Here is a 23,825-nt window from a genome sequence, read left to right as displayed (position 1 = left end):
GAATTCTCCTCCTTCAAGTCCGGAGAGATCTGGATGATCGCCACGTCGCCCCCCACGGCGGTGATATGCAAATCCTCGTCGAACGCTTGAGGGGCCCGGAAACCGCTGGAGTACGACATACGCAGGTTGATATCCTTCGTCGGATTGAAGCGCACGTTCGCACGAGGGCTAAAGATCACATGATCCATCATGTTATGCTTATCCAAACGGCCACCGATCAAGAAACTCCAACGGTCATTCTTCCACTCGTTCTGGGCGAAGGCGCTACCGATATGCACGGTCTGGGCGATCGTACGGTGATAGCCAAGCATCTCGTCTTGCAGATCATCGTAGCTATATTCGGCGCCTCCCGTAAAGGTAGCGGGCATAAAAAGGCATTTATCCCATTCGTAGGAATATTGGGCGCCACCGATAAAGGTCATGTCCGTCGTGTTACCATAGGCGTTCGGATCTTTTCCGGCACCGTAATAACTCTGGCGTTTCGTATGCTGGGCGGAGGTATACACATTCAGCCGATGATGGTAGTCGCGAGAGAAAAGATCGAATTTCAGGCCTCCCCCGTTGATCTGGTGGTCGGTCTGCTCGGTGATATCCGTCTCGTGAGGCGGAAGATCCAATAAATTACCACCTCGCCGGAACTCGCTGATGTTATGGTACTCGAAAGTCAGCTTGGAATAATTGCTGGTCTTCAAGTAGGAACGGAATCCGAGGGTCTTCGCCTCCAGCTTACCCAGCTCCGAGTAGCCATCGCCATCATGGTCGTAAGAGGCACGGTGGCGGCCCTGCCCAAAGAGGTAGATACCCGCCTTATGATCGTCCGTCACCAACGAGGCGTTCACGGTCGTATTATTATCCGGACGGCTTCCCCCGATCATCGTCAACGAATGGGCAATCTGGGCAGAGTTGCGCATCGGTTCCTTCGTGATGATATTGATCGTACCGGCGATAGCGGACGAGCCGAACAAGGCCGAGCCTCCTCCGCGCATCACCTCTACCCGCTCGATCATATTTGCCGGGATCTGCTCCAAGCCATATACGCCGGTCAGGGCGCTGAAGATCGGCCGGCTATCCACCAAGATCTGGGTATAAGGGCCTTCCAGACCATTGATACGTACTTGTTGGAAACCGCAATTCTGGCAGTTATTCTCCACACGCACGCCGGGCTGGAAGTTCAGACCGTCGGCCAAGGAAGTGGCGTGCGTAGTCTCGAACACCTTGGAGTCGAGTACATTTACCAAAGAAGGAGCCAGACGGCGGGTCGTCTCGTTACGGTTTGCCGATACGACGACACCGTCCAAGGAGACAGCGTCTTCCTCGGCATTGAAATTGATCTCCAATGTCTTCCCTTTCTTAAGGGTCACCGTCTTCTCCTCGGTTTTATATCCGATAGACTTCATGACCAAGGTGTATTTTCCCTCGGGAAGATTCTTCATATAGTAATGACCGGTAGCGTCGGTGGTCGTACCGATCGTCGTACCGTGGAGGTAGACATTGATAAAAGAGAGATGCTCTCCTGTTTTCTTATCGAGGATATGGCCTACGATATTAGCGTCGGAAGGATTCAGGGAGGTATGATCGTCTCCCTCTGCCCACGCTGATGTAAAGACACAGCACAGGCATAGTATAAGTGTAATGAACTTATTCATTGCTTGATTAATAGTTGTTTGAATATTAATGATTACGAATTGCCGAGGAGACGGGCATGCCCCGTCTCTACAAACGGATATTGATTTCTGGATATGTAATCAAACAACTGGGGGAGCCCGCAGGTATCGCAGTCCCTCAACGGAAGTGACATGATCCGGATAGACCGGAGACTCAGAGAGATTAGATATTTTTAAAGAATAGAATTGTAAACGTAACAGGTGAATCGCCCCGTCCATCACGTGAATAGATGAGAGCATATGAAACAACTGTATCTCCGCCAAAGAGGTATGATGATGGCAAGTACCGTCCGCCGTCTTCTTGAAAGGGTGCGCATGCACGATGGTCGTACCATGCTCCACATGGACGTGCGTAAAAAGCGAGACACTGCTATAATACGCAATAAAAAGTACCGGCAGCAACCACTTTATATATTTAACCATCGTTTCCCTCACCCTGTATCATCGTTATTTCGTGGGCAAAGATACTACAATTTTTTTAATTGCTTTGTTTTATATATTTTTGCGCTTCTAAAGCAAAAAAGAAACTCTTATGAATTGGTTACTTGAGACGCTTACAGAACCCTCGATGATACAGGCCGTGGCCGTCATTTCTATCGTGGCGGCGGTTGGTGTGTATTTAGGGCGGCTAAAGATATTCGGCATTTCATTAGGCATCACTTTTGTATTCTTCGCCGGTATTATGGCAGGGCATCTGGGCATTACCGTAAATAAGGACATGCTGAACTTCGCTCAGAACTTCGGGCTTATCGTTTTCGTATATACCTTGGGATTGCAGGTAGGTCCCGGTTTCTTCTCTTCCCTAAAAAAAGGCGGGGTGGAAATGAATACGATGGGATTAGGGGTGATCGCTTTAGGACTGATTTTGACGTTGGTGTTTCATTGGATAACAGGAATTTCCGTCCCCGTTATGGTAGGGTTGCTATCCGGTGCCGTAACGAATACCCCGGCCCTAGGTGCCGCCCAGCAAGCGCTCTTACAAATGGATCCGGAAAATACGAGGAACGTAACGGATATGGCTCTGGCCTGTGCCGTAGCTTATCCATTAGGTGTCGTAGGCGTAATTCTCGCTATTATCATCTTGAGGTCCTTATTCGCAAAAAAGACACAGAGCACGCATAAGGAGCAAGACACGACAACAAACGTAGCGGAATTTCAGGTATTAAACCCCTCTATTTACAATAAGAGCATCCAGCAAGTCATGAAATTGACAGAGAAACATTTCGTGATCTCCCGCCTCTGGAGAAACGGAAAGGTGACGATCCCTACCTCTGAAACCATCTTAAAGGAAAAAGACCATTTGCTTATCATATCCGTAAAGGCGGATGTCGAATCCATCAAGGTACTTTTCGGAGAACAAGAGACTACGGACTGGAATAAGGAAGATATTGACTGGAACGCTATCGACAGCCAATTGATCTCCCGCCGTATCGTCGTAACCCGCAACCGGGTAAACGGGGTAAAGCTAGGCTCGCTCCGGCTCCGCAACCTATACGGGATCAACATCACCCGGGTAAACCGTGCGGGTATCGATCTGGTGGCCTCCCGTGACCTCCGTCTACAGATCGGGGATAAACTAACGATCGTAGGCGAGGCCAATTCCGTGAATAACGTGGGTAAGATCTTGGGAGACGAGCTGAAACGGCTGGATAACCCCAACCTGCTTGCCATATTCGTAGGACTTACGCTGGGCGTATTAATCGGGGCGATCCCAATCGCCATACCGGGAATGAGTACCCCCATCAAGCTGGGTATCGCCGGAGGACCGATCATCGTTGGAATCTTGATGGGTGCGTTCGGCCCCCGTTTCCACCTAACGACTTATACCACCCAGAGCGCAAACCTGATGATGCGGCAGTTCGGTATAGTGATCTATCTGGCGGGACTGGGAATCGACTCCGGAGCTCATTTCTTCGAGACCGTCTTCCGTGCCGAAGGATTGTTATGGATCGGTCTCGGTTTCCTATTGACGATCGTACCGGTCTTGATCGTCGGGTTCATCGCCTCGCAATTCTTCAAGCTAGATTACGCCCACAACATAGGTATGCTATGCGGAAGCATGGCCAATCCGATGGCCTTGAGTTATGCCAATACGACCGTCGAGGGTGACGAGCCTTCCGTATCTTACGCTACGGTTTACCCGTTATCCATGTTCATCCGGGTGATTTCTGCCCAATTATTGATCATGTTATTCACTTGACTGCTTAAAAAGTCTAACATTCGACCTGTTTTTTGTTTCACTTACCTTATCTTTGCAAGACATTTGAAACAATACTTTGATGAATGAATGAAACTATACTCAATGGGCTACTGAACTTGTTCGCTATATTTGCTTCGTTGGCAAAAATAGAAAGTGACCAAGCGCGTCAGGCCGTCAATTCTTACTTAACCAGTCACTTTGGTATCCGCTCCCATAAAGAATATATGGAGCTATTTGATGAGATACAAAGTGTTTACGATGATCCGGACTTCGATATCGATAGAGAGAGTGTTATTATCAACGTATGCAACCAGCTCAAGCCCAAATTGATTGCGGAAGACCAGCTATTGCTCCTTCTCCGTTTCATGGAGTTCGCCCATGGCAACAATGAAGGATTGAACGAGAACTTAGCCATTTTCCATAAGATCGCTACGATATTTAATATCGACACGGATACCTTCGACAATCTATACGCCTTTGTTGTCGGTAAAAAATCCCCCTCCATACTTACGATCAACGCTGATGATAGCGATAAAGACGTCAACCATATCTACAGAAGGGGGTTGGAGGGCGAGATACGGGTGTTAAGACTGACCCGGTTCGACCGAATGGTCTTTATCTACCAAGGCTGCGGACGGGTATTCATGAACGATATCCCGCTTACTTCCGGTATCTTCTATGGCTGGCAACGCAGCGGCGTAATCAAAAGCCCGCTATTCTTGCCGGTTTATTATAGTGATGTCCTCGATGTATTCAATCAGAATGAGCATAAGGAACGTATTTTATTAACCGGGAGGGATATCGAGTTCAGCTTCAAGAATAGCGAGAACGGTATGCACAATTTCTCTTTCAACCTTGAATCCGGCCAGTTGGTAGCCATCATGGGAGGAAGCGGCGTTGGTAAGTCTACCTTGTTAAGCATCTTAAATGGGAATATTATCCCCGGTGAGGGAAGTGTATGCTTGAACGGACATCCGCTGAGTGATCCGGAATGCAAGCAATTGATCGGTTTCGTGCCTCAGGATGACTTGCTGATCGAGGAACTGACCGTATTCCAAAATCTATGGTATACCGCCCGCCTTTGTTTCGCGAACCTGACCGAAAAGGAGATCGAGGATCGTGTCAATACGATACTGGAGGATTTGGATCTGAGCAAGATCCGGGATTTGGCCGTCGGGTCTCCAATCCGGAAAACGATCAGCGGAGGGCAGCGTAAACGTTTAAATATAGCACTGGAACTTATCCGTGAGCCGGCGATCCTTTATTTGGACGAGCCAACCTCCGGCCTCTCGTCCACCGACTCCGAGAAGGTCATCATGCTGTTAAAGGAACAAACGCACCGGGGACGGCTCGTGGTTGTCAATATCCATCAACCTTCGTCCGAGATCTATAAGTTGTCCCTCCGCCTGTGGTTATTAGATACCGGCGGTTACCCGATTTACGACGGTAACCCGATCGAGGCGATCACCTATTTCAAACGGATCGCCAATTATACAGATCAAGACATCAGTGTTTGCGGCACCTGTGGAAATATCAATCCGGAACTAATCCTAACTATTATCGACGCAAAAAAGATAGACGATAGCGGAAACCAGACAAACATCCGGAAGATAACTTCAAAAGAATGGCATGAGTTATATGTAGCTTCCCGCCCGAAGTTCCAAGAGGTTAAGCCTACCCCCCTGCCCCCGAATCATCAGCAGAAGCCCTCGATCTGGAAGCAATTCTGTATCTTCTTGGAAAGAAACATAAAAACCAAGCTGACTAATAAGCAGTATTTATGTATCGCCTTACTGGAGGCACCTTTATTGGCGGTGATCGTGGCCCTGCTCACCCGCTTCGTACCCGATGACGGGTATTCTTTGCTGGCGAACAAAAATCTGGTATCCTACATTTTCATGGCGGTGATTGTCGCTACTTTCACAGGATTAAGCATCAGTGCCGAAGAGATCATCAAGGACCGGACGCTCCTAAAGCGAGAACGATTCTTGCGATTGAGCCGAGGCAGTTATCTCTCGTCAAAGATGTTCTACCTGCTTTGTATCTCTGCGATCCAAAGTTTGCTATTCATAGTGGTAGGAAATTTATTGATAGGCATCGGAAGCGAGATGTTCCTTACTTGGTGGATCACGCTATGGGCAACCTCATTCCTCGCCAACCTGACAGGTTTGGTACTATCGCAATCCTTAAACTCGATCGTAGCGATCTATATAACGATACCGCTGCTTTTAATCCCGCAGATCTTACTTTGCGGCTTAGTTGTCAAGTTCGACGATTTGAGCAGGAGCGCATCCAGCCGGAACATAGTGCCTCTTATCGGTGAGGTTATCCCCTCACGTTGGGCATTCGAGGCGTTGGTTACGGAACAATTCCGGAACAACAGCTACAACCGCCTATTTTTCACGGTCGAAAAAGAAAAGTTCCTAGCGCAATATTACCGGAATGTCCATGCCGACGAGGTGCGCAGCCTCATAAACAGCCTCAACCTGATCCCGGAGAAACGGGAAGAGAACACCCGGACGATCCACAACGAACTGGCCGTACTATCCCGTGCCGCCCGTATCGCCCCCTATACGTCCAAAGAGAGTTACGAGAGCTATATGGATAAAGTGGAAAAAGCCCTGCATACCCGTAGCGATAATTTCACGGCGTTATTAGAGAAAAAACGGAAAGAGGTCATTCAAGAACATGGCTCCGAATGGTTGAACACCTTGAAAAAAGAGCACCATAACTCGGCCATTGAGGAACTGGTACTTAACTCAACCAGTACCCAATTCTATAAGGAGGCTCACAACCGGATCTATCCTAAAATCGGGCAGATTTATCTGGAACCGGACAATAATTGGGGACGTGCGCCTTTCTATAGTCATGAGAAAAAATTCGCCGGTTATACATTTTCTACTTTTACATTTAATTTATTAATGTTAGGAATCTTTGCTTTATTGGTAATTATATCTATCTTCGCAGAGTTTCCCGGCAAGTATTTAAACAAAGGGAGCGATTAATGACAAAATATATAATCTAAAAATAAAGAATAACATGAAAAAGAGTTTTGTTAGCCTGCTAACCATAGCAGCGATTACATTTGGAATGGTATCTTGCAACAGCAGTAAAAAACAAGACGCCGCTGAGCAAAAAGTAGAGGAAGAAGCAGCTATCGCGGGAGAAGTATCTAAAGGTCTGCTTACTGTCGAGTTGAAAGACGAGGTTACTCGTTTCTTGAAAGATATGCCGGATTCGGAGTTGCCTTACAAAGTATCTACCGGCGAGGTTACGATCTCTGTCGCTAATACTGATTTTATGTTGCCGGTCAGCAAGGTTTCCGAATTGAACACACAAGCCCAGAAAGCACGTGCTTGCGGTATCTACTTCGCAGACTTGAACGTATTGAAGGCTATGAAAAAGCCGACTACAGATATCGAGAACGTATTGGTTAAATTGACTACGGATTTGGACATTCCATTCGCTATCGACATCATGAAAGAGTCCGCTCCCGCTAACGCCAGCAAAGAGGAGTTAAGCAAATTCATGAAAAACCAAGAAAACAAATTGATCGACGCTATGATGGAAAATGATAAGGCTGACGTTGAGCTTGAGTTGTTAGGGGGCATGGCTGTAGAATATGCCATTGTATACGCAAACCCGGGCTTGGTTGTTAAAGGCGACGCTATTTCCGCCGGTTTGAGCGAGAATATGGAAAAACGTATCGGTATCATCCAGCAGATCACAGCCGACTTAGCTAAATATTATCCTGACTTGGAGCAATTAGGAACTACAATCGCTCCGTTAAGCGGAATGGTAGCAACCATAAATACGGCTCGTGAGTCAAAAGCTAAGATTGAGGAAATGCGTGCGAATCTATTGAAGTAATATAAACCTCATATCATAAAAAGTGTATGGTGATAACATCATACACTTTTTTTATATCCCTTCGGATATCACTGCAACAGGCCTTGCAATAGTACTGCAACCCTTATGCAGTAACACTGCAACGCCCATGCAGTATCCTATATCTTATGAGTTTTGATAAGTACCTTATCCCCATTTTCCAGAGTAGTAGCGAAAAGATAGATAGTTCCTCCATCCACAATTTTAGTTCGCTTACGTAACTCATCCACCGAGAGGGGGAAATTACGGACTGTGATATTCGCTTGGGGAATCTGCCTCGACAAGGTCTTACATTGTTTATTCGTAAAGGGGATCACTTCGTCTACCACAAAAGAACGTCCCGGAAAACTAGGGACAACCTCATCCGACGTATATAAATGACTGCTGACATGCAATTTATTCAATCCAAAACGAGTGGCGACCGCTTTAAACGCACCCGCCTTCAAGATGGAAGCGTTCGGTTCGTATAAATAACGCTTGACTTCTCCACGGATGGAAGCGACAGCTTCCCGTTCTTCCACCAATGAGAACACAAACAATTCCGGCTCTTCCTCCGAAGTGAAATTCACGCAACAGATTTGAGGACTCCCGCCTTTCGAGCCTCGCTCCAACACAAACAAAAGCTCCTTACATTCATTTTTCACCGAAAGCACCTGTATGGCTGTCACATCCGGAAGCAAATCCAACGTCATATGAATATCCGCCATCGGAGATAATTTAGCGATCACCTTAGAGGCATGACCAAACAAGACAGGAACCAACTTTGTCAAATCCGGCTCGCAATCTTGCAGCGCAAAAACCCGCTTATTCCCCTCTCCCCTACGAGCCGGATCGATATAAAACACATCTATTCCATCGATCTTATCTATCAACTCCGTAGAATCACCATTCAATACCGTTACGTTACCAACGTCTAGCACCTTGAAATTATGGATAGCCGCCTCGCAATAAGCGGAAAAGCGTTCGATATAGGTAACCTGCCGTACTTTCCGGGAGAAGAAATAGCTATCGATCCCCAATCCACCAGTCAAATCACATACATGTGCCTGTGGATCTACCAACCTCTGTTTGTACAAGGCAGTCTGTTCCGAGGAACATTGCTCCGCCGCTATCTTCGCCGGAAAAACCAGTCGATCGTTTTGATACCATGAAGGTAGTTTATCCTTGATCTGCCGCCGAGATTTTAATTGATCCACCACGAAAGGGATATCGATCCCCGGATAACGAGAGGCGGAAAGCAACAGACGATTCAAATCATCCGACGCATGTTCCTTGATAAATCGTGAAAGTTCCTCTATTTGTTCCATGCTTTGTCAACCTATACGTTCTTTAGGCAAAGTTAGCGTAAAACGGCTACCTTTACCATATTCCGACTTCAATTGTATCTCACCGCCGAAACGCTGCGCTATCACTTGGCAAATCGCCAGTCCGAGTCCGGTGCCTTGCGCAAACTCATCCAATTTGCAAAAACGATCAAAGACTTGCTTCTGTTTCTCCTCAGGGATGCCGATACCAGTGTCTTCTACATAGATATGAAGGCAGTCGCCTTTCGTACAGAAATAGTATCCAACTTCTATATAGCCCGAAGTCGTGAACTTGATGGCATTATTGATAAAATTAGACAATACTTGTTTCAGCCGATAAGGATCTACCGCCACAACCACCGGGATCTCGGGGACACGCATGCGTAGCTCTACCCCCTCGGGCATCATCAATTGGAAAGTACAATAGATTTCATTGATCAAGACATTCAAATCATGGCGATCGAAAACAAAACTCATCTTTCCAGATTCCATACGGGAAAGATCTAAAATATCATTGATCAGTTTCAATAGTAAGTCGGAGTTCGTATTAATCAACTTCACGAACTGCTCACGCTCTTCCGGCTCCAAGACCTCTTCCGAGTTCATTAAATTCGAGAAACCGACAATCGCATTCAGCGGCGTACGGATCTCATGGCTCATATTCGCCAAGAAAGCCGACTTCATCCGATCCGACTCCTCGGCTTTTTCCCTCGCAGAGATCAAGACCTCCTCCGTATCCTTGATATTTTGGATATTCAAACATAAGCCATTGATTACATACCCATCATTCGCATCCTCTAAGCTTCCGTAACGAAATTCCCACCATTGGTAACCTTTCCCGTTAAAATCGCAACGATATTGAAGGATATGATGAGAGATCGTACCCGTACAAATGAAATCAATCAAGGAGCGCAAACTCTGCCTATCGTCCGGATGAGTCATCTCGTACAGCTCATCCAAAGGAATTTCCCGGGGAGAAATATTCACATAGCTAAAGAACTCGTTGTCAAACCGGAAGGTACCAGACTGTAATTTCCAAGCGAATATATTCCCCCCTTCCAACGCTAAAGAAAGATGCTCCTTCTCTTGCTTTAAATTAGCGAGCACCGCTTTCCTTCGTCTTGCTTCCCGCCAATAGAGATAAAACAAATAACCGATCAATGCCAGCAATAAGATCACGCCCAAGGAAGAGGCGATAAAAACCCCAATCTTATACCGTTCAGAAATAGGCATATTGATGATGTGAACATTAGTAGGGACCTCCTCCTTTGAGATACCTAAACGTTGCATCTCCCCCCAATCATACAGATACTCTTTAGGACTCTCTACGATCGGAACGGAAGAGACAGGCGTACCGGAAAGAATTTTAGCCGCCAACCGAGCCTGTTCCGCCGCTTGTATGCGATTCGAGCAAAAATAGCCTCCCAGAACTTCCACGTTTATATTAAAGATTTCCCGCACCGCCGTAAATGAAGGAGTCACGAACATCTTAGACAAACCTGCGGATGTATAGTCATAACGGATATTGAAAAATACGCAATAAGGATAGGTACCATTAATATTACTCAATAAAAACTCCCCATTGGCTTTACGAAAAGGCATGAAATGAATTACATTTTTCGAAGGACGTATCGCCTTCATTCTCATCTCGGTTCTAAACGTCATGGAATCTACCTTAAAGTCCGGGTCATTTAATTGGAAAGCCAATTGATTATAATTCAATACATATCGGCTCGTATCGACCGCTTTTATCAACTCCCGGAAAGCCAACTGCCCTAAGGAGGTCTTATCATAATTGATATAAATGCGAGACTTTCCCATTTGCTGATCGATCAAACGAAGGTTTTCCTTATAATCAATCTTGTCCCAACTACCTGTTACGTTCGGATATTTTTCCAGCAAATCCCAATTAGGGAAATTGACGCCAGAGAAAACAACCGGAACTTTCTTTACAAAAGGATGGCCGCATTTCATCAACGTATAGGTAGCCTGATCATCATTCACCAATATGAGGTCGGGCTTCCAAAGACGTATCGTATCGATAAAGTTATACATCCGTTCCTCTTCCTCCTCAGCCATATAGCACTCACAGTCGAGATAAAACGTGCGGATGTCCGCATTCACCCGGTTTTTTCTCAGTTCTTTCCGGATATCCGAGTTTAATTCCAGATAGTTCTTGTCATCCCACCGAAAAGATTGGATCACAAGCACACGGCTCCGCTTCGCCTCGGGTTTGCACCCCAACGCCAATAAGAGCAGAATAAAAACACCCCCGGCATAATTTAAAAATCTCATGTCCAAACTTTAAACAGTAAATGTGACAAAAGTACGACTATTTTCAGTATTCACATTCATTAGCTGTATCTTTCTTTCCTTTCATCCCTTCTAAAATGAATAAATAAATCTTTTATAGGGATTGTCAAGGAAAAGCCGTATATTTGTCCATTGGTTGAAAACCTTGTAAACTGTATATTAACAAGATTAATTCTATTAGTAAATGGGAAGAGTATTAGTTATTGGTGCAGGGGGCGTAAGTACCGTTGCTGTTAAGAAAATAGCGATGAATGCGGATGTCTTCACGGATATCATGGTAGCTAGCCGTACGAAAAGTAAATGCGACAAGATCGCCGCCGATATCAAGAACGTAAAAGTGCAAACCGCACAGGTAGACGCAGATAACGTGCAAGAGCTTGTTGCCTTGTTTAACGCCTTCAAACCGGATTTGGTGGTAAATCTGGCCTTACCTTATCAAGACTTGCATATCATGGATGCTTGTCTGGAATACGGCGTTAGCTATTTAGATACGGCCAACTACGAACCGCTTGATGAAGCCAAATATCAATACAGCTGGCAATGGGCCTATAAAGATCGTTTCGAGAAAGCCGGTCTTACCGCTATCTTGGGATGTGGTTTCGATCCGGGGGTTACCGGCGTATATACAGCCTATGCGGCAAAGCATCATTTCGACGAGATACACTATCTGGATATCGTAGACTGCAACGCAGGAGATCACCATAAGGCATTCGCTACCAATTTCAATCCGGAAATCAATATCCGTGAGATTACTCAACGTGGCAAATATTTCGAGGATGGGGAATGGAAGGAGACCGATCCGTTAAGCGTACATAAAGCCTTGAATTATCCGAATGTAGGACCGAAAGAATCGTATTTGATGTATCACGAGGAATTGGAAAGTTTGACCAAAAACTTCCCGACCCTCAAACGGGCTCGTTTCTGGATGACTTTCGGACAGGAATACTTGACTCATCTACGTGTCATCCAAAATATCGGTATGGCTCGTATCGACCCGATCCTTTACAACGGGCAGGAAATCGTTCCGATCCAATTCTTAAAAGCCGTATTGCCGAACCCGGGTGATCTGGGAGAGAATTATACTGGCGAGACTTCCATCGGTTGCCGCATCCGTGGTATCAAGGACGGTAAGGAATTAACTTATTACGTATACAACAACTGTAGCCACCATGCCGCTTATCTAGAGACAGGAGCGCAAGGTGTTAGTTATACCACCGGTGTTCCCGCCATGATCGGCGCCAAATTATTTATGCAAGGCATTTGGAAGAAACCGGGAGTATGGAATGTAGAGGAATTCAATCCGGACCCATTCATGAAAGAGCTAAATGAGCAAGGTTTGCCTTGGCATGAATTGTTTAACATTGACTTAGAATTGTAATATGGCAGTACAAATAGGCGATAAGGTTCCCGAGTTTTTGGGAACCGATCAAGACGGTAAAGAGGTAAAGATGAGTGACTATAAAGGGAAAAAAGTAGCGCTCTATTTCTATCCGAAAGATAACACGAGCGGTTGCACGGCGGAAGCATGCAGCTTACGTGACGGCTATCAAGCCTTACAAGCGAAAGGCTTCGAGATCATCGGAGTAAGCAAAGATAGCGCCAAATCGCATCAAGGCTTTATACAAAAGCAAAACTTACCTTTCCGTTTAATAGCGGACACAGACACGACCTTACAAGAACAGTTTGGTGTGTGGGCTGAGAAAAAAATGTACGGACGTTCATACATGGGGACTCTCCGGACCACCTTTATCATTAACGAGGAAGGTATTGTTACTAATATCATCGGGCCGAAAGAGGTGAAGACAAAAGACCATGCAAATCAAATCCTTAATTTATAAGGGACACATATGGCAAAAGAAGAAAATTTGTTCGAAGAAAAAGCGAAAGAAGAAGGTGGTAAACCAGCCGCTAACACGGATAAGCTAAAGGCTTTACGTGCGGCAATGGATAAAATCGAGAAGAACTACGGAAAAGGTTCGATCATGAAACTAGGCGATGAAAACATCGAGGATATCGAGGTGATACCGACAGGCTCTATCGCTTTAAACGCAGCGCTGGGCGTAGGCGGATATCCGAAAGGACGTATCGTCGAGATCTATGGTCCGGAATCTTCCGGTAAGACAACCATAGCGATCCATGCGATCGCCGAGGCTCAGAAAAAAGGAGGTATCGCCGCATTTATCGATGCGGAGCATGCTTTTGACCGTTTCTATGCTGAAAAGTTAGGCGTTGATGTAGAGAACCTATGGATCTCCCAGCCGGATAACGGTGAGCAGGCCTTGGAAATAGCCGAGCAGTTGATCCGTTCATCCGCCGTAGATATCATTGTTATCGACTCCGTAGCCGCTTTGACTCCTAAAGCTGAGATTGAGGGCGATATGGGAGACAGCAAGATGGGTCTGCAAGCTCGCTTAATGTCGCAAGCCCTTCGTAAATTGACAGCTGCGATCAATAAGACGAATACGACCTGTATCTTCATCAACCAATTGCGTGATAAGATCGGCGTAATGTTCGGGAACCCGGAAACGACGACTGGTGGTAATGCGTTGAAGTTCTACGCCTCAGTCCGTTTGGATATCCGTAGTATTGGAAAGCTGAAAGATGGTGACGAGATCAAGGGTAACCAAGTGCGTGTGAAAGTCATAAAAAACAAGGTGGCTCCTCCATTCCGCAAGGCAGAGTTCGATATCATGTTCGGTCAAGGTATCTCCCGTTCCGGAGAGATCATCGATCTTGGCTCTGAACTGAATATCATCAAGAAGAGCGGTTCGTGGTACAGCTACAATGATACCAAATTGGGACAAGGTCGTGATGCGGCAAAACAATGTGTCGAGGACAATCCCGAATTGGCAGACGAATTATCCGAATTAATATTTGAGGCATTAAAAGCCAACAAGTAATTTGCGGGGGCGGGCACCCCCCGCCCCTATACGAAATTGTAATGAGTAATAAAGACAAATATCGTTTACTTTGCAATACTGAAAAAAATATACCGATCTTCTCACATGACTGGTGGTTGGATACGGTTTGCGGAGAAAAAAAATGGGATGTCTTGCTTATAGAACAAAAGGGAAAGATACAGGCAACCCTCCCCCTTTACGTCCCCCATTCCGATATTGTCTCAATGCCTTCTTACACCCAAACAATGGGCCCTTGGTTCACCGCAAGTTCCTCCGACACGAAATATACGACCGAGTTAGGACGACGTCAAGAACTATGCAAACAATTCACGGAAGAACTAAAACGCTATCCGCACTTCCTGCAAAATTTCAATTATGACATCACGGATTGGCTTCCGTTTTATTGGGCGGGATATAACCAAACGACACGTTATACCTATTTATTAAAAAATATCCGGGATCATCAAGCGGTATGGGAGAATATGAGCCCCAATATCCGGCGAAATATTACGAAAGCGCAGAATAAATACCATATATCCGTAAAAAAAGGGATTCCTTTGAATGAGTTCCTAGCTGTACAAGCCCAAACATTTGACCGCCAGCATGTACGAATCAAGGAAGACACGAATGTACTGAAAGACTTGATCGCCACTTGCCGACAAAGAGGACAAGGTGATTTATGGGGAGGTTATGACGAGCAAGGCCATTTACATGCGGCCGCTTTCATCGTATGGCAAGATCGATCGGCTTACTATCTCGCTGGAGGAGGAAATCCGGTCTATAGAGGTTCCGGAGCGCAAAGCTACGTCCTGTGGGAATGTCTTCATTTCGTTTCTCAATTTACGACGGTATTTGATTTCGAAGGGTCTATGCTACCCGGAGTAGAACGTTTCTTCCGCGAGTTCGGAGCTATCCAAACCCCATTTTTCACAATATCTAGGGGGAAATTGAGTTTATTAGACAGAGCACGCATTAAACTAAGCAAATGGGTATGAAAAATCGCACTTTACATTATATAATACGTTTTCTTGTAGGAGATGATGTCCCTAGCGAACTGGTGGAAACGATCGGGTACACGGCTGATCCCAATAAATTCGACCGATATAACGTCGTTATCATTCCATCCGGCTTCTTTGATGGACAAACATACGGGACTCCTGCTTCCTTACCGGAACTCCCTTTGCAAGAGGTTCAAGGTATCCCCTTGTTATTCGGCTCGCCGAAAGAGGAATGGGTAAGAGATACATGGGTGGTTCATGCCGATATCATCGCAAGTACTTATTTTCTCATTTCCAGATACGAGGAGATGGTACGGCGTGGACTTCGGGATGAGCATGGAAGATTTCCCGGTAAAGAGTCCTTGCCCTACCGGGCCGGTTTCCTGCATCGTCCGATCGTGGATGAATATCGCATGCTGCTTCATCGTTGGCTACGCCAATCCCGGTTACGTGTACCCGAGGTAAAAAAGCAAATCCGGAAGATCTACCTCACGCACGACGTAGATTCTCCGACTCTATATCGTTCGTGGAAAGGTTTGATACGGTCTATTAGAGATAGAAGAGGTTTATATAAATCCTTTCAAGGTAAATTCGGTACCCTTGAGAAAGACCCGTTTTATACCTTCCCTTGGTTTTTCCGCCAGAATAGTATCCTTCAGGATTTGATCGGGAAGGAACAATGTCACCCTATCCTATTTATCCGGAACGGGGGGAAAGCCAAGCACGACAAACCTCATTACGATTTGAGGAATAAAGATATTCGTAAATTGATAAAAAGTGCTCTAGAGCATAATGTAACTATTGGTTTGCATAGTAGCTACCAAGCGGGTACGACTCCCAGCCTTATCCGGAAAGAGAAAACCGGTCTGGAAGATCATATCGGTAAAAATGTTCGGTTCAACCGTCATCATTTCTTGGCTATCCGGGAACCGGAAGATATGGACCAAATAGAGGCTGCTGGGGTTACGGACGATTTCACCATGGGGTATGCCGATGTCTCCGGATTCCGGTTAGGGACTTGCTACCCGGTTCGTTGGATCAATCCGATCACCCGCCGGCTATCTCCTCTCCGACTACATCCGCTTATTATAATGGATTGTACCCTAGAGGAGGAAAAATATATGGGACTGGATTTTGACAGGGCTTTAACCTATTGCCGGAATTTAGTGGAACAAGTAAATAATGTAGGAGGTGAATTGGTTTTACTATGGCATAATGACTCCGTACAAGAAGGGTCCGGAAGTTATTTACGTAAATTATACGCCCAGCTATTAAAAGAATTAGCGAAGCAGTGAAAACAACAAAATCCCTGTATTCAAATAAATCAGAAAGAATGATTACTAATTGTAAAAATATTTTAGTCCTCGCCCCTCATACGGATGATGGGGAACTTGGGTTGGGGGGAACTATCTCACGCCTGATAGAAGATGGTAAAAAAGTGACCTATGTGGCTTTCTCCACCGCACAGCAATCGGTTCCCGAAGGTTTTCCGAAAGATATCTTGAAGACAGAGGTCAAGCAAGCGACCCAGACCTTAGGTATAGAACCGGGAAACCTAATCATATACAATTACGAAGTAAGAAAACTGGGATACGCAAGACAAGAGATATTAGAGGAGTTAATACGCCTGAAAAAAGTATCCGATTTTGACCTAGTCTTCATCCCTAGCTTGCACGACATCCACCAAGATCATACGACGATCGCCCAAGAGGGTCTACGAGCGTTCAAAAACACGAATATATTAGGTTATGAGTTAATCTGGAACAACCTGACATTCAATACACAATGTTTTGTAAGGCTGGAAGAGCGCCATATCGACGCAAAGGTAGAATCATTGAAAGCCTATAAATCGCAAGGAGCGAGAGATTATCTATCCAAGGACTTTATCTATTCATTAGCAAGAGCACGGGGCGTCCAAGCAGGATGTACCTATGCGGAAGCGTTTGAAGTCATTCGTCTATTCTTATAACCCTGATTGAATCCATGAATAAACTCCTTATCATATGTGATATGTTCCCACCCGCTTTCGCCCCCAGAATGGGATATCTATGCAAATATTTGACACGCATGGGATGGGAAGTTACCGTAGTGACAGAATACATAGAAGACAATACATTCGAATTCCTTACGGGGTATGCGGACGTGTATTGCGTCCGCTACTACAAAGCATCAGGAAAGATCTCAAAGCATATCGAATGGATGTGGGTCATGTTTCTAGACATCTTGTTTGGTTATAAAGACATGAAAATAATCAACGCATGTATTCCCTTAATAAAGACCAACCAGTACAAAGGAATATTGTGTAGCACATACCGTACCTTTCCTTTAACCGCCGCCAAGACGTTAGCGATCCATACCAACCTCCCTTTCGTCGTGGATTTACGAGATATTATCGAGCAATACGCCTCCAACGAATATATATCGCATAAATTCCATACATTTTCATGGCTAGACGCATTCATCACAAAGCGATTTCGCAAACGGTTACTTAGAAAGCGGAATAACGCTTTGGAGGTAGCGGATTGTGTCACGACCGTATCGCCTTGGCACGTGGAGGTACTTAAACAATATAATCCCAATGTAAAACTGATTTATAACGGATTCGATCCCGAGTTGTTCTATCCGCAACAAATCAAGACCTCCCGGTTTATCATTACCTATACCGGACGGTTGTTAAGTTTAGCGATCCGAAATCCGGAGTTATTATTTGCGGCCATCGCCCGTCTTACGGAGGACAAGGTCATTATCCCCGAAACTTTTCGAGTTGTATGGTATACCGATCAAGAGTCCCGCTCCATCATCCGCCAAGAGGCCGAACAACATGGGGTGCAATCTTTCATGGATTACCATGAGTATGTACCGGCATCCGATATTCCCCTCATCTTGAACAAAAGCTCGGTGCTGCTTTCCTTGACGAATAAGTTTGACACGTCTGGTCCAAAAGGCTTCATGACAACTAAGTTCTTTGAATCGCTTGCGGTAGAAAAACCCATCTTATGCGTACAGAGTGACGAGGCTTACCTCGCCGAAGCCATCAAGGAGACCCATTCTGGACTGGCCGCAACCCGGGTAGACGAGGTGTACGATTTCTTGAAACATTACTATGAGGAATGGCAGGAAAAAGGATATACGACCTCGCCCGTCAATCGGGATAAGCTATCGAATTATTCCCGGAAAGAGCAAGCTAGCCAATTTGCGCGTATATTTGAGGAGATTTAAGCAGATGGATAAATACCTCAACATAGTATCGTTCAATATACCTTATCCCGCCAATTACGGAGGGGTCATTGATGTGTATTATAAACTGGAGGCCTTGCATGCATGCGGCGTGAAACTCATATTACATTGTTTCGAATATGAACGTCCGCACGCACCGGAATTAGAAAGCATTTGCGACAAGGTTTTCTATTATAAACGCCGTACCGGGGTAATCGCTAATTTAACATGGCTCCCTTACAATGTATATAGCCGTAAAGATCATCGCTTGATCGAGAATCTTTTACAAAATGATTACCCGATCTTATTTGAGGGCCTCCACTCCTGCTATTATATGGACGATCCCCGTTTAAGAAACCGGATGAAGATATTCCGGGAGTGCAATATCGAGCACGATTATTATCGCCACTTGGCAAAGTCTGGCAAAGGATTGGTTCGCAATGCCTTTTTCAAGATCGAGGCCATGCGCTTCCAAGCCTATCAGAAAGTAGCACAGTACGCAAATCTGATAATCGCCGTATCCACGACAGACGCAGACTATTTACGAAAACAATTTCCCAATCAAAGGATCGAGTTCGTTCCTTGTTTCCACGAGAATAATCGGATTACGGCCAAACCGGGAAAATCCGATTATATTTTATATCATGGCAAGTTATCCGTTATCGAGAATGAGCGAGCCGTGTTATTTCTCACCAAGCATGTTTTCAGCCAATTAAAACATACCTGCATAATAGCGGGCATGAACCCGACCCGTTTGATACGAGAGGCAGCCGCTCCTTACCCACATATAAAAGTAGAAGCAAATCCCAGTAAGGAACGTATGGACGCATTGATCCACAACGCACAAATTCATATGCTAATCACATTTCAAGATACCGGCCTAAAACTAAAGCTTTTGAACAGCTTATTCGCCGGAAGGCATACGATTGTCAATCATCTCATGCTAGCGGGTAGCGGATTAGATCCTTTATGCCATATCGCCGATACGCCGGATGAGATGATACGGGCTTGCGAACAATTAATGGCCCTACCTATAGATAAAGAGGCGATAGATAAACGAAAACAATTATTGTTCCCTGCTTTTTCTAATGAAGATCAGGGGATACGTTTATACAAGATGATATATGATGAAAGAGAATAGAAGTGATTTATTACATACATTAACCGAACGTTTGAAAGCGATCGACTATAATAAATTACCTATCAGCGATTATAATAAGCGATACATCGGCAACTTAAAGCCGGCGTTAAGCTATTTCATGCATATATACGCAGATTGCCTACAAAGAGGACTTCAAGCGATACAAACCCCTATCTCCGATGTCACGCTAATCGATTATGGAGGAGGAACCGGCTTCCTTAGTATTCTGGCGAAATCCATAGGAATAGGACAAGTTATTTATATTGATCTTAACCCATCTTCCGTGGAGACGATCCAGCTATTGAAACAAATAATAGGAATAGGCCCCGATACCATACTCCATGGAGATTCAGATGTTCTTGCGGACTGGTGCGCAAGGAACAAAGTCTCCCCCCAACTTTTAATCGCTACGGACCTGATAGAACATGTCTATGATTTATCTTTGTTCTTCAAGGATTTAATCCATATAAACGATTCCATGTATCTACTATTCACGACAGCCTCTACACCATTCAACCCGTATGTCCAACAACGGTTACATAAGATGATGATCGGATGCGAAAGTGGATCTTTGGAATCCCCCAACTATTATACATTACGAGAGCAATTCATAACGAAACTTTGCCCGGCTTTCTCCCCAAAAGAAGTAGAGACATGGGCCCGGCAGACTAGAGGCTTGACCTATCCCGATATCCAAAAAGCGATCGAGAAAAAGAGTTTACCAAGCCCGGAAGACCCATACAATACTTGCGATCCGGCTACAGGTAATTGGGCCGAACGAATCCTTCCCATACAGACTTATGAGGACTTATTGGCACCCTACCAGTTCAAGCTTAAAGTAGAGAAAGGATTTTATAACGCAGACCGAAGCAACCCAGTTCTTTCCTTGATATGCAAAGGTATCAACGCATTGATCCGCAACAGCGGCTCCTTTGGTTTTCTATTGGCACCATTCATCATTCTCTCCTGCGGCAAGGAGCGAGCAGATGCCATCTAGAACATATTCACGGGTCAAGTCCTCAGCTTTCAAGATTTGGTCGTTCCACTGCAATAAATCAATATCTATTGGCACACGCCCACAAGATTTATCTTCCGGCTTACGTCCGATGCAGCATTCTATATCTTTCAAGACATCCTTTATTTGCGCCGGACTCTCCTCGCTATACAAAACAGCCACTCGATTCAAAAATGTAGTTGATAATGGACAATCGATCGGTTCCGTATAAACTGGCTGGGAAAACTGTATAAAAACAAAATGAGCACGCAGCATCTCCGCCGCGCGCTCCATATTTTTCTCTTTATCCCAATTAGAGCCTAAGCACAATAGAACCCGGTTTCGTTTATTCTCCATCTCCGGCTAAAAGCGTTTAGTCATTCTTATGATTATTCAAGAATGTATTGATGAAACCGATCAACTTCACGAAAGAAGCGGAAAATTGTCCGGTATCGCTATTACGGATAGAGATAAATTTCTCCTTACCTTCCGTGGTAAATGAAACCTGATACATGATATCCCCTAAATCCCGGTTCGTCTCCTCCTCAAAGCCATAAGAGTCTTTCATCTTAAAGAAATTACATTTTTGCAGAATCGGTTTTAAAGAAGCAAACTCCTCGTCAGTCAATGTCCCCTCCATAATTTTAGGATCTCGTTTCTTGGCGAAATTATCCATATAATAATTATACTCCTCGATACGGAATGTCTTGTCACTATCAAACAGAACCATTAGTTTGTAGTTATCTACACTTTCCATACTATAACTAAAAGAGAAATCCTTCAATTCTTTTTTACAGCCTGTAAAACAAGCAGACAGAAGAACCAATAAGGTGGCGAACAAAGTAATTCGTAGTTTCATTTGTCTAAAGTTGAAATTTGTGGCACAAACATACATAAAATACTCGAAAAACAACCCATGGAATTAAAAAAATACCTATTAGTTGGTATTGGTGGTACGAAGTTTTCAAGCTACCTTCGCGTAACATTTAATAGGACATGAGATTATCAGAACTTCGCACAGGCGATAAAGGTGTTATAGTAAAGGTAATGGGTCGCGGAGCTTTCCGCAAACGCATTATCGAGATGGGATTTATCAGAGGGAAAGAAGTGATCGTTATACAAAACGCTCCGCTCAAAGACCCTATTCACTATCGTGTAATGGGATATGATGTCTCATTGCGACGCTCGGACGCCGCATTGATCGAAGTCGTTAGCGCAGCGGATTTCGAGAAGGAACAAGCTACCTCGGTACAAGAGACGAACAGGAGCGCAGACTCTTTTATCCTGCCTTCCGACAATGAATTGCAAGCCATCGCATTACATAAAGGAAAAACAATTAACATAGCCTTGGTCGGTAATCCGAACTGCGGAAAGACCTCTCTCTTCAATTTCGCGTCCGGAGCACATGAGCATGTGGGTAACTATAGCGGCGTGACCGTAGATGCCAAGGAAGGAACCTTCCAACAGAATGGCTATACATTCCGCATCGTAGATTTACCGGGTACTTACTCCCTATCCGCTTACACGCCGGAAGAATTATACGTGCGCAAGCATTTGAATGAAGAGCAACCGGACGTGGTGATCAATGTTATCGACGCATCCAATCTGGAGCGAAACCTATATTTGACCGCCCAACTGATCGATATGGACGTTCGCATGGTAATCGCCTTAAACATGTATGATGAGCTGGAACGCCATGGTAATAAATTCGATCATGAGTCCTTAGCGAAAATGATCGGGGCACCGATTATCCCGACCGTAAGTAAAACGGGCTTTGGCATAGAGGATTTGTTTAACCGTGTAATCAAGGTATACGAAGAAGAAGATCCTGTCATCCGTCATATCCATATTAATTACGGAGAGTCTTTAGAGAAAGGGATCAGCAATGTTAGGAAGACCTTGAAAAATAGCGTGGATATACCCAAAAGCTTGTCAAAGCGGTATCTATCTATCAAGCTATTAGAGGGAGACCGGGAGATAGAGACATTTATAAAAACGCTGCCCGGTGCCGAAACGATCTTCCAAGAAAGAGACCGTAATACAGCCCTAATAGAAAAGTTATTGCAAGAGGATTGTGAGACCGCATTCACGAACGCACGCTATGGCTTTATTTCCGGAGCGTTGCGTGAGACTTACGAGCAAAATACGATCAAAGAGGCAACGAGTACGCAGATCATCGATCTATTCGTCACGCATAAAGTCTTAGGCTTCCCTATCTTTATCCTATTCATGTGGATCATGTTCGAGGCCACTTTCCGTTTGGGAGGCTATCCGATGGAATGGATAGAGGCATTGGTCGAGGTGATCGGTAATTTCGTGCGCAACCATATGTCGGAAGGACCTTTGAAGGATCTTCTCGTGGATGGTATCATCGGTGGCGTGGGAGGTGTTATCGTGTTCCTGCCGAATATCTTGATTCTGTATATGTTCATATCGTTCATGGAAGACTCCGGATATATGGCACGTGCGGCTTTTATCATGGATAAGATCATGCATAAGATGGGACTGCATGGAAAGTCGTTCATCCCTTTAGTGATGGGATTCGGTTGTAACGTACCTGCTATCATGGCCTCCCGTACGATAGAGAGCCGTAATAGCCGGATGATAACGATGTTGGTAAATCCGTTGATGAGCTGTAGCGCCCGCCTGCCGGTTTATGTCTTGCTGACCGGGGCGTTTTTCCCGAAGAACGCCAGCTTTGTGTTATTAGCTTTATATGTATCCGGAATCTTGCTGGCAGTTATCATGGCCCGTCTTTTCAAACGCTTCCTGTTTAACGAGGAGGATGTTCCTTTCGTAATGGAACTCCCCCCCTACCGGATGCCTACCGGCAAATCCATCATGATCCATATGTGGGAGAAAGCGAAACAATACTTGCACAAGATGGGAGGTATCATCTTGGTCGCTTCTATCGTCATCTGGTTCCTTGGGTATTTCCCCAGACATTCGGAGAGCGGAGATCAGTTTGATCGCCAGATAGCGGAGATCGAAAATACGGAGTTGGATTCTCAAGAAAAAACAGATACGATAGAGGAGTTAGAACGCTTGAAGGCAATCGACCACCAACAAAATTCGTATATCGGGCGTATCGGCCAGACGATTCAACCGGTCTTGGCTCCTTTAGGATTCGATTGGAAAATGAGTGTAAGCTTACTTACCGGTATGGCGGCGAAAGAAGTTGTTGTCAGCACGTTAAGCGTATTATAC

At 45.1% G+C, this 23,825-nt stretch carries 19 protein-coding genes; 13 read left to right on the top strand and 6 right to left on the bottom strand.

Annotated elements, in window-relative coordinates; all coding sequences use genetic code 11:
* Both QVP94_RS08145 and QVP94_RS08140 read right to left on the bottom strand, forming a co-directional pair.
* Positions 1-1,646, bottom strand: a 1,646-nt coding sequence (locus QVP94_RS08145) for a TonB-dependent receptor (protein ID WP_288213213.1), incomplete at its 3' end; no start/stop codon positions are given.
* Positions 1,647-1,745: 99 nt separating this feature from the next.
* Positions 1,746-2,099 carry a DUF8478 family putative metalloprotein gene (locus QVP94_RS08140; protein WP_005856195.1) on the bottom strand — a complete coding sequence of 118 codons (354 nt, stop codon included), beginning with the start codon at positions 2,097-2,099 and terminating at the stop codon, positions 1,746-1,748.
* Between the two features lie 97 nt (positions 2,100-2,196).
* Between QVP94_RS08140 and QVP94_RS08135 the strand changes: the two genes are divergently transcribed.
* The 3 genes from QVP94_RS08135 (at position 2,197) to QVP94_RS08125 (ending at position 7,734) form a co-directional block, all read left to right on the top strand.
* The gene (locus QVP94_RS08135; RefSeq protein WP_005856194.1) at positions 2,197-3,864 is read left to right on the top strand and encodes a putative transporter; all 1,668 of its coding nucleotides are present in this window, start codon (positions 2,197-2,199) and stop codon (positions 3,862-3,864) included.
* 83 nt (positions 3,865-3,947) lie between these two features.
* Positions 3,948-6,869, top strand: a complete 2,922-nt coding sequence (locus QVP94_RS08130) for an ATP-binding cassette domain-containing protein (RefSeq protein WP_022192345.1) — start codon at positions 3,948-3,950, stop codon at positions 6,867-6,869.
* Positions 6,870-6,903: 34 nt separating this feature from the next.
* Positions 6,904-7,734 (top strand): hypothetical protein, encoded by an 831-nt coding sequence (locus QVP94_RS08125; RefSeq protein ID WP_022192344.1) that lies wholly within the window; start codon positions 6,904-6,906, stop codon positions 7,732-7,734.
* A 137-nt stretch (positions 7,735-7,871) separates the two neighbouring features.
* Here QVP94_RS08125 and QVP94_RS08120 read toward each other — a convergent pair whose 3' ends face one another.
* Positions 7,872-9,059, bottom strand: coding sequence for a THUMP-like domain-containing protein (locus QVP94_RS08120; RefSeq protein ID WP_022192343.1), 1,188 nt, complete (start codon positions 9,057-9,059; stop codon positions 7,872-7,874).
* Positions 9,060-9,065: 6 nt separating this feature from the next.
* Positions 9,066-11,351: a sensor histidine kinase gene (locus QVP94_RS08115; protein ID WP_022192342.1), complete on the bottom strand. Its 2,286-nt coding sequence runs from the start codon at positions 11,349-11,351 to the stop codon at positions 9,066-9,068.
* A 202-nt stretch (positions 11,352-11,553) separates the two neighbouring features.
* Here QVP94_RS08115 and QVP94_RS08110 point away from each other — a divergent pair, with 202 nt between their 5' ends.
* From QVP94_RS08110 to QVP94_RS08070, 9 genes are read left to right on the top strand one after another with little or no spacing between them, the layout of a single operon-like run.
* Positions 11,554-12,747 carry a saccharopine dehydrogenase family protein gene (locus QVP94_RS08110; protein ID WP_005856184.1) on the top strand — a complete coding sequence of 398 codons (1,194 nt, stop codon included), beginning with the start codon at positions 11,554-11,556 and terminating at the stop codon, positions 12,745-12,747.
* A gap of 1 nt (position 12,748) precedes the next feature.
* Positions 12,749-13,207 carry a thioredoxin-dependent thiol peroxidase gene (bcp, locus tag QVP94_RS08105; RefSeq protein WP_005856182.1) on the top strand — a complete coding sequence of 153 codons (459 nt, stop codon included), beginning with the start codon at positions 12,749-12,751 and terminating at the stop codon, positions 13,205-13,207.
* 9 nt (positions 13,208-13,216) lie between these two features.
* Entirely contained in the window at positions 13,217-14,269 is a 1,053-nt protein-coding gene (recA, locus tag QVP94_RS08100; protein WP_005856173.1) for a recombinase RecA, read from the top strand.
* A 41-nt stretch (positions 14,270-14,310) separates the two neighbouring features.
* Positions 14,311-15,264, top strand: coding sequence for a GNAT family N-acetyltransferase (locus QVP94_RS08095; protein WP_005856171.1), 954 nt, complete (start codon positions 14,311-14,313; stop codon positions 15,262-15,264).
* Positions 15,255-16,562: a UDP-2,3-diacetamido-2,3-dideoxy-alpha-D-glucuronate deacetylase VimE gene (vimE, locus tag QVP94_RS08090; protein ID WP_010184336.1), complete on the top strand. Its 1,308-nt coding sequence runs from the start codon at positions 15,255-15,257 to the stop codon at positions 16,560-16,562. Before QVP94_RS08095 ends, vimE begins: the two co-directional genes overlap by 10 nt.
* A 38-nt stretch (positions 16,563-16,600) precedes the next feature.
* The gene (locus tag QVP94_RS08085) at positions 16,601-17,236 is read left to right on the top strand and encodes a PIG-L deacetylase family protein (RefSeq protein ID WP_005856167.1); all 636 of its coding nucleotides are present in this window, start codon (positions 16,601-16,603) and stop codon (positions 17,234-17,236) included.
* Positions 17,237-17,250: 14 nt separating this feature from the next.
* Positions 17,251-18,486 carry a glycosyltransferase gene (locus QVP94_RS08080; RefSeq protein WP_005856164.1) on the top strand — a complete coding sequence of 412 codons (1,236 nt, stop codon included), beginning with the start codon at positions 17,251-17,253 and terminating at the stop codon, positions 18,484-18,486.
* Between the two features lie 4 nt (positions 18,487-18,490).
* Positions 18,491-19,624, top strand: a complete 1,134-nt coding sequence (locus QVP94_RS08075; protein WP_005856162.1) for a glycosyltransferase family protein — start codon at positions 18,491-18,493, stop codon at positions 19,622-19,624.
* Positions 19,608-20,621 (top strand): class I SAM-dependent methyltransferase, encoded by a 1,014-nt coding sequence (locus QVP94_RS08070; protein WP_022192341.1) that lies wholly within the window; start codon positions 19,608-19,610, stop codon positions 20,619-20,621. The genes QVP94_RS08075 and QVP94_RS08070 overlap by 17 nt, the downstream gene beginning before the upstream one ends.
* On the opposite strand, the gene QVP94_RS08065 is transcribed toward QVP94_RS08070, so the two are convergent.
* Both QVP94_RS08065 and QVP94_RS08060 read right to left on the bottom strand, forming a co-directional pair.
* On the bottom strand, positions 20,565-20,975 hold the full coding sequence (locus QVP94_RS08065; RefSeq protein WP_022192340.1) for a 2-amino-4-hydroxy-6-hydroxymethyldihydropteridine diphosphokinase: 411 nt from the start codon (positions 20,973-20,975) through the stop codon (positions 20,565-20,567). The genes QVP94_RS08070 and QVP94_RS08065 overlap by 57 nt on opposite strands.
* Positions 20,976-20,991: 16 nt before the next feature.
* Positions 20,992-21,477, bottom strand: coding sequence for a hypothetical protein (locus QVP94_RS08060; RefSeq protein WP_008771835.1), 486 nt, complete (start codon positions 21,475-21,477; stop codon positions 20,992-20,994).
* Positions 21,478-21,614: 137 nt separating this feature from the next.
* Here QVP94_RS08060 and feoB point away from each other — a divergent pair.
* On the top strand, positions 21,615-23,825 hold a 2,211-nt coding region (gene feoB / locus QVP94_RS08055; RefSeq protein ID WP_288213212.1), incomplete at its 3' end, for a ferrous iron transport protein B.

Origin of the sequence: Parabacteroides sp. CAG:2 (assembly GCF_000436315.1) — a bacterium.
Classification (GTDB): Bacteria; Bacteroidota; Bacteroidia; order Bacteroidales; family Tannerellaceae; genus Parabacteroides; species Parabacteroides distasonis.
Note: the sequence above shows the minus strand (reverse complement) of the source record. Positions and strands in the feature narration are given on the sequence as shown.

What these genes read in the sequence shown, in the direction of transcription:
- QVP94_RS08130 (WP_022192345.1), top strand. Translation starts at nt 3,948, where the DNA reads ATGAATGAAACTATACTCAATGGGCTACTGAACTTGTTCGCTATATTT.
- QVP94_RS08060 (WP_008771835.1), bottom strand. Translation starts at nt 21,477, where the DNA reads ATGAAACTACGAATTACTTTGTTCGCCACCTTATTGGTTCTTCTGTCT.
- QVP94_RS08070 (WP_022192341.1), top strand. Translation starts at nt 19,608, where the DNA reads ATGATGAAAGAGAATAGAAGTGATTTATTACATACATTAACCGAACGT.
- QVP94_RS08120 (WP_022192343.1), bottom strand. Translation starts at nt 9,059, where the DNA reads ATGGAACAAATAGAGGAACTTTCACGATTTATCAAGGAACATGCGTCG.
- QVP94_RS08095 (WP_005856171.1), top strand. Translation starts at nt 14,311, where the DNA reads ATGAGTAATAAAGACAAATATCGTTTACTTTGCAATACTGAAAAAAAT.
- bcp (WP_005856182.1), top strand. Translation starts at nt 12,749, where the DNA reads ATGGCAGTACAAATAGGCGATAAGGTTCCCGAGTTTTTGGGAACCGAT.
- recA (WP_005856173.1), top strand. Translation starts at nt 13,217, where the DNA reads ATGGCAAAAGAAGAAAATTTGTTCGAAGAAAAAGCGAAAGAAGAAGGT.
- QVP94_RS08075 (WP_005856162.1), top strand. Translation starts at nt 18,491, where the DNA reads ATGGATAAATACCTCAACATAGTATCGTTCAATATACCTTATCCCGCC.
- QVP94_RS08065 (WP_022192340.1), bottom strand. Translation starts at nt 20,975, where the DNA reads ATGGAGAATAAACGAAACCGGGTTCTATTGTGCTTAGGCTCTAATTGG.
- QVP94_RS08085 (WP_005856167.1), top strand. Translation starts at nt 16,601, where the DNA reads ATGATTACTAATTGTAAAAATATTTTAGTCCTCGCCCCTCATACGGAT.
- vimE (WP_010184336.1), top strand. Translation starts at nt 15,255, where the DNA reads ATGGGTATGAAAAATCGCACTTTACATTATATAATACGTTTTCTTGTA.
- QVP94_RS08115 (WP_022192342.1), bottom strand. Translation starts at nt 11,351, where the DNA reads ATGAGATTTTTAAATTATGCCGGGGGTGTTTTTATTCTGCTCTTATTG.
- QVP94_RS08135 (WP_005856194.1), top strand. Translation starts at nt 2,197, where the DNA reads ATGAATTGGTTACTTGAGACGCTTACAGAACCCTCGATGATACAGGCC.
- QVP94_RS08110 (WP_005856184.1), top strand. Translation starts at nt 11,554, where the DNA reads ATGGGAAGAGTATTAGTTATTGGTGCAGGGGGCGTAAGTACCGTTGCT.
- QVP94_RS08125 (WP_022192344.1), top strand. Translation starts at nt 6,904, where the DNA reads ATGAAAAAGAGTTTTGTTAGCCTGCTAACCATAGCAGCGATTACATTT.
- QVP94_RS08080 (WP_005856164.1), top strand. Translation starts at nt 17,251, where the DNA reads ATGAATAAACTCCTTATCATATGTGATATGTTCCCACCCGCTTTCGCC.